At 46.1% G+C, this 13,225-nt stretch carries 13 protein-coding genes and 1 pseudogene; 8 read left to right on the top strand and 6 right to left on the bottom strand.

Features of this window, described 5'->3' with window-relative positions; all coding sequences use genetic code 11:
• The first annotated feature begins 27 nt into the window (after nucleotides 1-27).
• Both murJ and NLZ44_RS12465 read left to right on the top strand, forming a co-directional pair.
• Entirely contained in the window at nucleotides 28-1,641 is a 1,614-nt protein-coding gene (murJ, locus tag NLZ44_RS12470) for a murein biosynthesis integral membrane protein MurJ (RefSeq protein WP_493749984.1), read from the top strand.
• Between the two features lie 111 nt (nucleotides 1,642-1,752).
• Nucleotides 1,753-2,178: a hypothetical protein gene (locus NLZ44_RS12465; protein WP_008051369.1), complete on the top strand. Its 426-nt coding sequence runs from the start codon at nucleotides 1,753-1,755 to the stop codon at nucleotides 2,176-2,178.
• Here the strand turns inward: NLZ44_RS12465 and NLZ44_RS12460 are convergent.
• Both NLZ44_RS12460 and NLZ44_RS12455 read right to left on the bottom strand, forming a co-directional pair.
• On the bottom strand, nucleotides 2,168-3,466 hold the full coding sequence (locus NLZ44_RS12460) for an O-antigen ligase family protein (protein ID WP_493749983.1): 1,299 nt from the start codon (nucleotides 3,464-3,466) through the stop codon (nucleotides 2,168-2,170). The two genes, NLZ44_RS12465 and NLZ44_RS12460, sit on opposite strands and share 11 nt — an antisense overlap.
• Nucleotides 3,467-3,475: 9 nt before the next feature.
• Nucleotides 3,476-4,321 (bottom strand): YaaW family protein, encoded by an 846-nt coding sequence (locus NLZ44_RS12455; protein WP_111891082.1) that lies wholly within the window; start codon nucleotides 4,319-4,321, stop codon nucleotides 3,476-3,478.
• Nucleotides 4,322-4,541: 220 nt separating this feature from the next.
• On the opposite strand from NLZ44_RS12455, the gene NLZ44_RS12450 reads away from it, so the two are divergent.
• Both NLZ44_RS12450 and NLZ44_RS12445 read left to right on the top strand, forming a co-directional pair.
• Entirely contained in the window at nucleotides 4,542-5,636 is a 1,095-nt protein-coding gene (locus NLZ44_RS12450) for an NAD(P)/FAD-dependent oxidoreductase (protein WP_008051370.1), read from the top strand.
• 41 nt (nucleotides 5,637-5,677) lie between these two features.
• Nucleotides 5,678-6,199: a hypothetical protein gene (locus NLZ44_RS12445; RefSeq protein ID WP_006670122.1), complete on the top strand. Its 522-nt coding sequence runs from the start codon at nucleotides 5,678-5,680 to the stop codon at nucleotides 6,197-6,199.
• 61 nt (nucleotides 6,200-6,260) lie between these two features.
• On the opposite strand, the gene NLZ44_RS12440 is transcribed toward NLZ44_RS12445, so the two are convergent.
• The 3 genes from NLZ44_RS12440 to NLZ44_RS12430 all read right to left on the bottom strand — a co-directional run bounded on the left by NLZ44_RS12440 (nucleotide 6,261) and on the right by NLZ44_RS12430 (nucleotide 9,485).
• Nucleotides 6,261-7,244, bottom strand: a complete 984-nt coding sequence (locus NLZ44_RS12440) for an FkbM family methyltransferase (protein WP_493749982.1) — start codon at nucleotides 7,242-7,244, stop codon at nucleotides 6,261-6,263.
• A gap of 86 nt (nucleotides 7,245-7,330) precedes the next feature.
• Nucleotides 7,331-8,761, bottom strand: a complete 1,431-nt coding sequence (gene lpdA / locus NLZ44_RS12435; protein ID WP_493749981.1) for a dihydrolipoyl dehydrogenase — start codon at nucleotides 8,759-8,761, stop codon at nucleotides 7,331-7,333.
• Between the two features lie 67 nt (nucleotides 8,762-8,828).
• Nucleotides 8,829-9,485 (bottom strand): CatB-related O-acetyltransferase, encoded by a 657-nt coding sequence (locus NLZ44_RS12430; protein WP_493749980.1) that lies wholly within the window; start codon nucleotides 9,483-9,485, stop codon nucleotides 8,829-8,831.
• A 99-nt stretch (nucleotides 9,486-9,584) separates the two neighbouring features.
• Here NLZ44_RS12430 and speB point away from each other — a divergent pair, with 99 nt between their 5' ends.
• Nucleotides 9,585-10,571, top strand: coding sequence for an agmatinase (gene speB / locus NLZ44_RS12425; protein ID WP_006625213.1), 987 nt, complete (start codon nucleotides 9,585-9,587; stop codon nucleotides 10,569-10,571).
• A 173-nt stretch (nucleotides 10,572-10,744) separates the two neighbouring features.
• On the opposite strand, the pseudogene NLZ44_RS12420 reads toward speB, so the two are convergent.
• Nucleotides 10,745-10,932, bottom strand: a pseudogene (locus tag NLZ44_RS12420) (hypothetical protein).
• A 315-nt stretch (nucleotides 10,933-11,247) separates the two neighbouring features.
• Between NLZ44_RS12420 and NLZ44_RS12415 the strand changes: the two are divergent.
• From NLZ44_RS12415 to frr, 3 genes are all read left to right on the top strand, one after another.
• A complete protein-coding gene (locus tag NLZ44_RS12415; protein ID WP_008051381.1) occupies nucleotides 11,248-11,787 on the top strand; it encodes a thioredoxin family protein in 540 nt (179 codons plus the stop codon).
• A gap of 121 nt (nucleotides 11,788-11,908) precedes the next feature.
• Nucleotides 11,909-12,637, top strand: a complete 729-nt coding sequence (gene pyrH / locus NLZ44_RS12410) for a UMP kinase (RefSeq protein WP_006670118.1) — start codon at nucleotides 11,909-11,911, stop codon at nucleotides 12,635-12,637.
• Nucleotides 12,624-13,172 carry a ribosome recycling factor gene (frr, locus tag NLZ44_RS12405; protein ID WP_493752991.1) on the top strand — a complete coding sequence of 183 codons (549 nt, stop codon included), beginning with the start codon at nucleotides 12,624-12,626 and terminating at the stop codon, nucleotides 13,170-13,172. Before pyrH ends, frr begins: the two co-directional genes overlap by 14 nt.
• Nucleotides 13,173-13,225 lie beyond the last annotated feature (53 nt).

Genomic DNA, 13,225 nt, shown 5'->3' with positions numbered 1-13,225 from the left:
CATATATTCCTACTTTCCTAAAACTCTGTGTCAGAATCACCACAAGTCACCCGGTCCCTGGTGGGAATTGCCACCATTGTTGCGATCGCCACTCTGATTAGTAAAATCTTTGGCTTAGTCAGACAACAGGCGATGGCCGCAGCCTTTGGAGTAGGACCAGCCATCGATGCTTACAACTACGCCTATGTAATTCCCGGCTTCCTGCTGATTTTATTAGGTGGCATTAACGGCCCCTTCCATAGTGCGATCGTCAGTGCGCTGGCCAAACGTAACCGGGAAGAAATCGAACCCCTAGTAGAAACGATCACCACCCTAGTGGGGACTGTCTTGCTATTTGTGACGGTGGGATTAATCATTTTTGCCACCCCTATGATTGATCTAGTCGCCCCAGGACTAAGCCAGACCCCGGAAGGCATAGAAATTAGGGCGATCGCCATTCAGCAACTCAAAATCATGGCTCCGATGGCCCTTTTATCTGGGTTAATAGGTATTGGCTTCGGTAGCCTCAACGCCGCCGATATGTATTGGCTACCCTCCATTAGTCCCCTATTTTCCAGCCTCGCCCTGATTGGCAGTTTAATCGCCCTCGCCCTATATTTGGGCGAAAGTATCACCCAACCGCAATACGCCCTGTTAGGAGGGCTAGTATTAGCCGGAGGAACCCTATCTGGGGCTATCCTACAGTGGATAGTACAACTTCCCGCCATGTGGCGATCGGGACTCGGTAAACTGCGCCTGCGCTTCAACTTCCAACAGCCCGGAGTCCGAGACGTAATGAAAGTAATGATTCCCGCCACCCTGTCATCAGGGACGCTACAAATTAACGTCTATACCGACCTATTTTTCGCCTCCTACATACCCCAAGCCGCCGCCGCCATGGCTTATTCCGGGTTAATGGTACAAACGCCCCTCGGCATCATTTCCAACATGATTTTAGTGCCATTCCTGCCCCTGTTTTCCCGCTTGCGAGACCCCAGCGACTGGCCAGAATTAAAAGACCGTATCCGTCAGGCTTTAACCCTAACGGCGATTACCATGTTACCCCTGAGTGCATTAATGGTAGCCTTAGCATTGCCTTCTGTGCGGGTGGTATATGAACGCTACGCCTTTGACCTAGCCGCCTCGAAATTTGTGGCTTTAGTGTTAATGGCCTATGGTAGCGGAATGTTTGTCTACCTGGGGCGAGATGTTTTAGTCAGAGTCTTCTACGGTCTCGGAGACGGACAGACTCCCTTTCGGGTTAGTCTCTTTAACATTTTCCTGAATGCACTATTAGACTACATTTTGGTTAATGCTTTCGGTGCGCCCGGTTTAGTTTTGGCTACCGTGGGAGTTAACTTAATCTCTATGGTGATGATGTTATGGTTATTACATATCCGCCTAGGTGGTTTACCCTGGAAAGATTGGAGTCGGCCATTTCTCGGCTTGGCTGCTGGTAGTATAGTCGTTGGCTTAGTGGCCTGGGTAATTCGTCTCGGTTTGGAGGAGTGGTTAGGTAGCCGAGGATTTTTTGCCATATTATTGGAACTGTCTATTCCAGGATTTATTGGTTTGGGGTTGTTTGCTTTCTGGGCGTTACAGATGAAATTACCGGAAGTGGATTTACTGATTTCCCGAGTTAAAAAACGCTTCCAAAAATAGGAGGTTTGAATGCTAGGGCTTTTTTTCAGGGTGATCAGATTTCCCGGTTGCCAAAATATCCGGTAGGGTTTATGGTGGTGACAGGTCATAAATTTTAACAACCAAAGCACCATGAGTCAAAAAGAACAACTGATTTTAATGGCAGAAGATGAATTAACGGAGTATAGTACAGAAGCCCGCAAAATGGAGAAACTGCGCCGTAAATTTAGCTTTGCAGTCCCCTATCCCCAACAGCATAAAATCCGCGAAGAAATTATGGCGGAAATACCTAATAATTTTTTGGTGAAATTAGTGGAAAAAAATCGGCAAATGGTAGCTTTGCCATTTTGGGGAATTGGTGGCTTGGGTCTATTGTTCGGAATTTCCTGGTCACAGCCTCTGGATTTTATCGCTACAGCGGTGGGGTTTTATGCGGCTTTTTCGATTCAGCAATTAGGATGGAAACTACAAGCGAAACGACTGGTAGTTAAAACTTTAGACCAAATTCAAGAAATTGTGACTTCCCCAGAAGAGAAAACCAGGGAGACTAATTCTTAGTTACCCCATAAATACCCGCCAACAGTAACCATCCTAACAGATTAACCCGAAAATCAAATATGGTGACATCGGCTAAGTTAAATAAAACACAGGCCCCAAATGCTACGATATAACTAAATAAAACTAGGCGATCGCCTTTAGTTAAATAGGGTCGCCCCATCAATTTTACCCCATCTACTAATACCCATCCCACCCCAGCCCAAAAAGCTATAGTTATCGGAATACCGACTTCCGCCATCATCATTAATGGTAGACTGTGGGGGTGTCCCATCCAAACATTCATTTGGGCTTCATAAACGGGGGTAAAATTTCGCAAACCCCAGCCAGTAATTGGTCGTTGTCGGGTCATTTCCCAAGTAAATCGCCACTGAGTTATCCTGAGAGTTTCTAGGGGGCGATCGAAGTTTTCATCGGTTAATCTTTGCCAAAAATAGCCCGGAATAATTACCCGTAAACTATCCCGAATAGGAGAAGGTGCAAAAGCCGCCCCTAACACTGCCGCCACGACTACCCCGACCAAACCTAACAACCAATTCCAACCCAAATATATGGCGTATGCTAAACTAATACAAACCGCCACAACCCAAGCATTACGGGAGTTAGTGACAATTAAACCCAACCCGGAAAGTAGAGTTGTAGTAGCAGCAGTTACCAGCAAAAATCGAGGATTAACATTAGTTAAAATCCCGTTTTTTTCATAATTTACATCAGTTATTAACCCTAATTCTGCGACTAGCAAACCCAAAGAAAAGGCGAAAACAATGACTAAATAAGCAGCCAAAATATTCGCATACATGAACACAGAAGCCATCCGCCCTTGTGGGTTTCCTCCTGGTGCTAATACCCAGCCTAAAACACTTTGTAATAGTTCGATACCGGACCAACCCAGAAATTGCTGTCCCAAACCCAAAATCACAATAGGAATTCCGGGTAAAATCAATAACCAAGACAGCCATCGAAGTTGTGCAAAATTCTCAAGGAGGATTGCTACAGCAGCAAAGACGATAAAATAGGGGATAAAATTAGCAGTGCCCAAAATTGCCTCAACTGGATTTTCGGCAAAAATAACGGTTAACAGTAACAGTCCAGCTAATCCTAATAAGCCTCGGATTTTAGGTAGATTAAGTATCTGTTGATATCTGTGTTTAAGGGTAGTAATGACGGCTACAAAGATGGCAATAGCCCCTAAATTAGGCAATAGGGGCAAGGCTAACACTCCCAACTGTATGCAATTCCAGGCAGTTTGTAAAGAGCGATCGCTGTGAGTTGGGAACCACTTCCAGGTCATATCAAACCATTACACCATTTGCCAACTATAGTCGCCACGAGTTAACCGAATTTGCGCCAATGCAAAAATAGTCGGAATAATCCTCGCATAATTAGTAGCAATGGCGCGCCAACCGAGGTCGGCTAAAAACCAAGTCCACAACACGGGACCCAAAAACCCCAAAATACTGCGGGTAGCGCCATAACGGGCGGCGGTCAAAGCCATACCCCGATTAGCAGCCTGGGCCGCGAGATGTCCCTGAATTTGGGTAGCAGCCACTGTCCCCCCTTGAATTAAGGTTTGGCGCGCGACTTGATATTTAGCAAAATGCAAAGCAAACTGATGGGCAATATGCCCTAGAATAACAGGTCTGACTACAGAACTAATAGCTACAGCGCTTCCGGCTTTAAACAGCAACCCTAAAGGGTCTTTCTGTACAGACATCGGCAAAGGCTGCATAGGTTTAGATTTAGCTAAGGCCTCTTGTACACGACGGGTCAGGTCTTGCTGTTCAGATACGGGGAGACGGTCCCAAGCGCGACCCAAGAGGGAAAGAAAAATTTCCGCCTCCAAATCAGTAGTAGACAGTTGTCTGGAATAGGGAATCTTGAGATACCGACAAACCTGGATCAAGGTTTGACGATAGGTGACTTGTTGGGTTTTTCCCCTCAAGACAGTCATTCCGTCGGCAGCCAAATAACGGAAACGTTGTTCCAAAGAATCCAACCACGCATCGCGATCGCGACTCTGTACGTCAATAGGTTGGGGTGTGTTAACATAATCCAACGGGTTAAACCGACGGCTAAATAGAAGTTCAGTTAACTGGTGTAACTCCTCTTCTGTTGCCAATTCTAATGCTGTTCTCAGTTCATCCAAAATCGATGCCCTCCTCAGCCCCAGATGATACCACAATTATATATTTTACTATCTGCCCGGCTATCAAAAGTTAAACAGGAGTTTAGGACACTCTTGACGGTAGCCATAGAGTCAATCAATATGATTGACATCAAAGTAATGGTGTTCCCTAGGCATGGAGTCCCCTGGCTAACCTCATTCACCAGATTTCGGAAAAGTATCTACTATTGCCATTTTGATTATGACCCAAGTTGATATAATTGTGATTGGTGCAGGGATTGCCGGGTTAATTTGCGCCCAACAGTTGCGGCGGGGTGGGTATTCGGTGGTAGTTGTGGAGAAGTCTCGGGGAGTTGGGGGACGCGCAGCTACTCGTCGGGTAGGCGGAGATCGGGTTGATCATGGTTTACGGTATCTCCAACCTACTGGGGAGACTGTGGGAAAGTTAATCACGGCTATGGGGTCGGATCTGCAACTGTGGACTGATACGATTTATCAGTTTCGGTCGGGAGAATTTCACCCCTCACCAATGCAGCGCCTTTATATTTGTCCCCAGGGAATGAATGGGGTGGGTAAATTCTTAGCGGCTGATTTGGATATTTGGTTTGGTCGCCGGGTAGAGTCAATTACTCCCCAGGATAATGGCTGCTGGTTTTTGGATTTAGCAATAACGGCTGATAATTACCCGGAAACTCCCCAAAATATCGCGGCTAAAGCGGTAGTTGTAGCTATTCCAGCCCCCCAAGCGTTAATTTTATTAGAATCTCCGGCAGCCCAAATTCCGGCGGCGCTGGTGGCACAAATACGATCGCTTAACTATAATCCCTCTCTGGCAGTTATGGCGGGTTATGGTGAGGATAAATGGGCAGCATTAGAGAACAGAAATCCCCTCTGGAAAGGGGTAGAATTTCCCGAAGGCGATCGCCTGGAGTGGGTCAGTTTGGACAGTAGCCGCCGCCAGAACCCCAAAACACCTATTTTGGTTTTCCATAGTACCCCGGAATTTGCCCGCCAATATCTTGATGTCACGGACTTAGAAACCCCCGGAAGGATTCTCCTACAAACTGCCAGCGATCGCTTATTTTCTTGGTTAAACTCCCCCGAATGGATGCAGGTTCACCGATGGCGTTATGCTTTTTGTCAAGAATCTTTATCGACTCCCTGTATAACTACTATAACCCCCCTGCCTTTGGTGGGGGCCGGAGATTGGTGCAGCCCCAAATCTATTAATGGTGTGTTAGAATCGGGAATGGCGGCGGCTGATTGGGTTAATTCCCAGTTACAAAAACGCCGATTGCCTGGTGAACAAATCTGGCAATTATTGGCTGCTGATTAGGGTGCTTATCTCGATTTAGTCCCGTTTGGTTACAGTATATAATGAGTTACCCCAAATTATTTGGCTTCAAACATTACTTATTGTGGGCTACTGCTTTAGTATTGGCTATGGGTGGATTAATTCGCGCCCAGGCTAACTCACCCCAAACCTATAGCTTCTCGACTGAGTTTCAAGGGGGGATTCTGCAAGGAAAATTTACCGGATATGATGCCAACAATAATGGAATGTTAGAACAGCAAGAGTTAACCAGTTTTGTGGCTACTTATAATGGCTTTAATACTGAACCTACAACCGCTAATTGGAATCAATCCCATATCCGCCGATTTCAAATGGATCTCAACTCTCAAAAGATTATCCTGTTAGCGATCGCTACTCAGGATATACCAGAATCAGGGGTTAATTGCAGCCTGGAATTTATTTTGCGTCTGGGGGGATATGTGGAAGGACGAGATTTAATTGAAATTGAAAGATCATCGGGCTTTTTTAATCAAGTCTGTCTCGATAAATTCCCGAATTTGAGAAACCATGAAACTCAGTCTTTACAGGTTAATTTGATGAACTGATCTGCCTCCTAAAAACCCCCACCTTGGGGGTAAAATTTAGGGATTTTGGCGGACACAACTATCAGGTAAGATAGGTGTATTTTCGGAGTTCAGTAACAAAGGGAAGAGTATTAATTCCATGCTTGACAGCTTCGGGATTGTTTTCCAAAACTTGAATAATACAATCAGCAAAATTGTAACGGCGATCGCTAAGACCATATCGCTTAGTTAAGTAGCCCAAAAGTTCCAAAGCATAATCATAAAAACTCAACATATCAGCCAAGCAGGCTAATTTAAGAATCCGGTCTGGGGTTTTGAGGTGATGATTTTGGTCAGGTCGAATTAAATCACGGAAATAATAGCCATCAGTCCAGACAAACTGTCCGCGATGTTGTCGGGACATGAGACTAATTCCTTGTCGCAAGCCATGCCATTTTTGACCGATATCAAACAAAGTAAATTCGGAGTTTCTCAGATATTGATCAACATCTGCAAACAGAGGTTGATGCTTGTATAATTCCAGAAAATTCACCTCCACCACGGCGGCGAGGACATCAGGTATAATGTGATTTTTACCTCCGAGTAAAACATTCAATTCTCCCCCTTGTACATCCAATTGTATAAAATCAATGGGATGTGCTAAATTGGCAAAAAAATTATCCAATGTAGTGGTAGCGACCTGAGTAGTGGAGATTAACTTATGGCGATCGCTATATTCTGATAATCGGTCAATCACGACATCATTAGGGGGATATAGGGAACAACAACCTGGATGTTGAGTAACATATAAACAAGCACCTTGACAGTGATTCCAGAGTGCGAGGGGGATATGTTTTTCAGTCCAATTAATATTTTGAGAAGCGAGTTCAGCATTACGGCGATCGCAGGCTTCTTGGTCAGCATCAAAGCCATAAATAGTCAAATTCGGGGCAAAAATTTCCCAACCTTGGCGGGAATAATCCAAATCAGCAAACTCATCTATTTTCCGCGACCCGACAATACAGAGGGTGAGATGAATAGAATCTAAATAACCCCATTGTTTTAAAGTAGGTACAAAAAAGGACATTTTGGTAATCTCAAATCCGGTGTTAATGACATCTGATAGTGCTAGGTAGGGTGTGTCAATAATGACGCACCCTACAGGATTATGGATTATCCAATAGTAGCAGCCCGCTTGTAGGCTTCATCAAGAACTTCTGATAAAGTCGGGTGAGTGTGGACTAAAAAGGTTAAGGTATTGACAGATTGACGGAGAGCGATCGCATTAGCAGCCTCTTGAATCAAATCGGAAGCATGGAGACCAAAGATATGAACTCCGAGGAGTTCCCCGGTATCTTGGCGGTAAATAACCTTAGCAACTCCCTCAGTATCGACCTCAGCGATCGCCTTAGAATTACCCTTAAAATAGCTTTTGACAGTAGCCACCTCAAAGCCTTGAGATTTACCCAACTCTTTAGCGGCGGGTTCAGTCATACCCACATAACTAATTTCTGGGTGAGTAAAAGCAGCAGCCGGAATACTGAGATAATCGACCTGGCGATCGCGTCCACAGATAGTTTCCACTACTGCGACTCCTTGGGCTGATGCAGCATGGGCTAACATCATTTTACCAGTAACATCACCAATCGCCCATAGATGTGGTACTCGTTCCGTCCCGGAGAGGACCCCCAAATAATTGTCAACGGGAATAAATCCCCTTTGAGTTTCCACCCCGACAGTTTCCAATCCCATATTTTTACTAACAGGAATGCGACCAGTAGCCACCAAACAAGCATCAACTTCCAAAACCTGTTCGACCTGTTTAGTTTTCGCGTCAGCCAGTTCAATTAACACGGGAGAACCGGGAGTCACTTTCAGGGCTAATTTACCAGAGAAAGTTTCGACATCGCGGGATGACAGAAGGACCCGTTCAGCCAATTTAGCAATATCGGGGTCAAAAGTAGGCATCAAATTATCGAGGGCTTCAATCATGGTAACTTCACAGCCCAAAGCCGTATAAATATCGGCAAATTCCAAACCAATATAGCCACTCCCCACAATAGCAATCCATTGTGGTAGTGATGACAATTTCAAAGCATCATCACTGGTAAAAACGGTTTGATGGTCAATTTCAATACCTGGGGGTACAAAGGGGACAGAACCGGGGGCGAGAATGATATCCTTAGCGGTGATAATTTGTTCACCGTCCCCAGTAGCGATCGCCACTTTTTGGGGTCCAGCCACCTTACCCCAGCCATGAAATGTATCGACTTTCAGGCGTTTAAGGCTATTAGTTAAATCCGATCGCAGTTTAGTAACAATATTTTCGGCGTGGTTAGCAATAGTTTGGCGATCGAAATTAACCGCCCCCACCTGAATTCCCAGGGACTGCAAATGGTGGGCGTTACGAAGTTCCCGCACCCTTCCAGAAGCCGCTAATAAGGCTTTAGAGGGGATACAGCCACGGTTAACACAGGTTCCCCCCATTAGGTCGGCTTCCACAATTGCGGTCTTTAAGCCGCAGTTGACGGCGTGGATAGCCGCCCCATGTCCTCCCACACCCGCGCCAATAATTACCAAATCATAATCAAAACCTTGGCTCACAATCACTCTCCTGGTGCGATTCTATTCACAATCATTTTCACAATCATTGTTAACCAGAAAGGGTACATCAGACAATACCATCTGAGGACAATTCTCGCAATTTGTCTATATTTCCACTCGCTAAAACCTCAAGATGGGCGGTAATTTTTGAGGCTTCCCAATCCCACCAGGACAATTTTTGTAGTTGTTGTATTACTTCATCTGGGAAGCGTTGACGAATGATTTTGGCGGGATTTCCACCGACAATAGTATAGGGTTCTACATCCTTAGTGACTACAGAATGAGCCGCTATGATTGCGCCATTTCCGACTTTAATGCCGGGCATAATAGTAGCTTTGTAGCCTATCCAAACATCATTTTCAATAATGGTATCTCCTCGGCTCGATTCGGAATCAGGCTGGACTTTTTGCCAACCATGACCGAAGATTTCAAAAGGATAGGTGGTAAAATTATCTAAACAATGGTTAGCGCCATTCATAATAAATTCTACATCACTGGCGATCGCACAAAATTTGCCAATAATTAATTTATCCCCGATAAAGTCAAAGTGATAGCGCACATTTTTCTCAAAGTTTTCGGGATGGTCCAAATCATCATAGTAGGTGTAATCTCCCACAATAATATTGGGATTTTTGATAATATTCTTGAGAAAGCACAACCGCCGATAACCAGGTAAAGGATAGGTTAGGTTAGGGTCAGGTCCCCATTCTGCGTTGGTGGTCATGATAGTTGAGGTGTTGATTTTTAGTGGAACATTCAAAATTCGTGGCACAATTATTTATATAGTACCGAGAGCCCCAAAAATCTCAAGTAAACCCAAAATATGCAATCAACCATTACAGCCAAATCAGTTGTGGACTTTTTAGGCTCAGAAATTGTCCCGAACCAGAAAACCGACAAAGTAGCCATTTTACCAATTCCCTTTGAAGCCACCACCACTTATCGCAAAGGGTGCGAAAACGGGCCGGGAGCCATCTTAGAAGCCTCCCAACAACTGGAATGCTATGATGATGAACTGGAAGCGGAAATCGGCTTAATCGTGGGAATTTACACCCATGAAGCCATTGCCGATACCCGCGAGAGCCAGTCGGTGTCACTGGAGGAAATGCTGCGCGTGACCACAGAGACGGTAAAATCTCTAGCTGATCAAGGTAAGTTTGTGATTGCGCTGGGGGGGGAACATGGCATCACGGCGGGAGTAGTGGAAGCCTACCGCCAAAGCTCAACGGAACCATTTACAGTAGTCCAAATCGATGCTCACGGTGACCTACGCCACGAATACGAAGGGTCTATCTACAATCATGCTTGTGTGATGCGTAGGGTGGTGGAGATGGGTTTACCGACCGTACAAATAGGGATTCGTAGTATCTGTAAAGCCGAAGCCGATCTAATTCGGGATCAGGAAATGAAGGTAATTTGGGGTCGCGAAATTGCCAGGGGGTCTGATTGGATACAAAAAGCGATCGCCAGTATACCTACAAAGCGAGTATTTCTGACCATAGACCTAGACGGTATCGACCCCAGCATCATACCCGGAGTAGGCACACCAGAACCCGGAGGACTTTCCTGGTATGATTTAATTGCCTTTCTGCGACAGTTATTTATATCCCAGGAAGTGATTGGCTGTGATGTAATGGAATTAGCACCTGTTGTGGATTCGGTAGTTTCTGAATTTACCGCCGCCAAACTGGTCTATAAACTGGTAGGGTATCAGGCATTAGCCAAAGGTTGGATTCAGTCAGCACCCCCGGCTGAAGCACGGGGGCTTCGTGCCCCCCGCTTTCAGGTAGCTGACCAGCTTAAGCCTTAACTGGCTACGTGAGCGAGCAAGAGTTAAAGTTCCTACCCTGGAATGCGTGCTAGTTCCAGGCTCATGAACCAAATCGTTAAACAGTCCTAAGGGGTTAAGACAGTGCGATTTGGAAAGTACCGACTCTGAACATTAGCGTTCGCGCAGCGTGCGCGTTAGCGCAAGCGCAAACATTACCCCGCAAGGGAGTCGGAGCCAACCATAGCTCCATGGAGGGGCAACCATACCCCTCCACCCCGCAAGGGGGTGCTGGCGGCTAAAGCCGCTTGAGTCGGTTTTCCTCTCCGCGATAAATCACGGAGCTTCCAACCCTCCCAGGAGTTTTACGTGACGCACGCGGAAGACAAGCAGTGGGAGCCAAAGCAAGTTCAATGGCACGGGATTCAAGTTCGTGCAAGGGTTTCAGACTGGTGATATGGTCAAGACAGTGGCGGGTGCAGGTAAAAAGATCCGAACCTATTTGGGTTCTGTGGGGATTCGCTCCAGTGGTAGCTTCAATGTGACCACTGCGAGGGGCTGGTGCAAGGCATCAGCCACAAATACTGTACAGCTATACAAAAAGGATGGCTACGCTTATGGCTATTGAATGGGCAATTTCGGGGGTATTTAACCTCGCTAAATTGCCACTCCTGTCCCGACCCACCCACGAGGGGATGGGGTTTCTCGGAGGAAGATTATGAAAGGTACTCTGATTAACAGCTATGCTCCTGACTTTGAATTACCTGGGGTGGATGACGAAGTTCACCACCTAGCCCGCTATCTGCAAAGGTTTCAGGCTGTCATCGTTATCTTTATGTCAAATTCCTGCCCCTACGTTCAATCTTATTTGGGGAGAATGAAGGCACTGCAAACCTATTTGCAAACGGTGGGAGCGACTATAGTGGGGATTAATGCTAATGACCCATTACAATCGCCGTCTGACAGCTTTGAGCAGATGAAAATCTTTGCCCAAGAACATGATCTGAATTTTCCATATATTCGGGATGTGACCCAGGACGTGGCTCACTGTTTTGGCACGGAAACTACCCCGGAAGCCTTTGTGCTGGATAACCAGGGAATTTTGCGCTACCGAGGGGGTCTCGACGATAACCCAGAATCCCCGGAAGCGGTAACTATCAACTATCTCAAAAATGCAGTATCTCAATTATTGGCTAGAGAAGCGATCGCCCCGGAAACTACCCCCCCTATTGGTAGTCCGATTCAATGGCGAAGATGATGGTTCCCTCTCACAAAAAACCTGAGATTAATAACAGCTTTCTGGTATCTTGAATTGGGACCGAACCTTATATCTGCGTAATCCGTAGATGGGATATAGCCATTGTCAATAGGGGATCTAAATGGGGACAAAATATAAACGGATCTTACTGAAACTCAGCGGTGAAGCCCTTATGGGTAGCCTGGGATATGGCATAGACCCGATTGTGGTTCAGGAAATCGCCCAGGAAGTTGCTGATGTGGTCAATAAAGGGGTGCAGGTAGCCATTGTGGTGGGCGGCGGTAATATCTTCCGAGGAATGAAAGCGGCTTCTGCGGGAATGGATAGGGCAACCGCAGACTATGTGGGTATGATTGCTACAGTGATGAATGCGATCACCTTACAAGATGCCCTAGAACAAATAGGTGTGCCGACTCGTGTACAAACGGCGATCGCTATGCAGGAAGTGGCTGAACCCTACATCCGCCGCAAAGCTATTCGCCATTTGGAACTAAACCGGGTGGTGATTTTTGGGGCGGGTTCGGGTAATCCGTTTTTTACCACGGACACCACAGCCGCACTGCGGGCGGCGGAAATTGACGCAGAGGTGATTTTTAAAGCCACTAAGGTAGATGGAATTTATGATTGTGACCCGGCAGTTAATCCTGATGCTCGTCGCTATAATACTCTTACCTATGGCTATGTGCTGACCCATGACCTACGGGTGATGGATAGTACGGCGATCGCCCTGTGCAAAGAAAATAATCTTCCTATTATTGTATTTAACCTGACTGAGCGTGGCAATATTGGCCGGGCTGTGGTCGGTGAAACTGTTGGAACTTATGTCGGAGGTTCTTGTGAAGTTAGCTGATGTTGAAAACCTGATGAAAAAAGCCTTAGAATCTACGGGGCGATCTTTTAATACGATTCGCACCGGACGGGCTAATGCTTCCCTATTAGACCGGATTACCGTAGAATACTACGGGAGTCCGACTCCTCTTAAATCTTTGGCAAGTATCAGCACTCCTGATGCTTCGACTATTACTATTCAACCTTTCGATCGCAATTCTCTTAACAACATTGAGAAAGCTATTTCTATGTCAGACGTGGGACTGACACCTAATAACGATGGCTCAGTTGTACGTCTGAATATTCCGCCGCTGACGGAAGCACGCCGCCAAGAATTTGTGAAACTTGCCGGAAAATATGCCGAAGAAGGCCGGGTCTCAGTTCGTAATATCCGCCGAGATGCGATCGACTCGGTTCGCAAACAAGAAAAAAACGGGGATATCTCTGAGGATGAATCCCGCGATATTCAAGACAAAATTCAAAAACTTACTGATAAATACACAGCCAAGGTCGATGAACTACTCGAAGTCAAAGAAAAGGATATTATGACCGTCTGAGGTATTCTCTTGGGGGTTCATCCCCCTCCAACCCCCCCTCCAACCCCCCCCTT

Source organism: Arthrospira sp. PCC 9901, assembly GCF_059013425.1.
The sequence above is the reverse complement of the archived record's forward strand: the minus strand, read 5'-3'. Positions and strand labels throughout refer to the sequence as shown.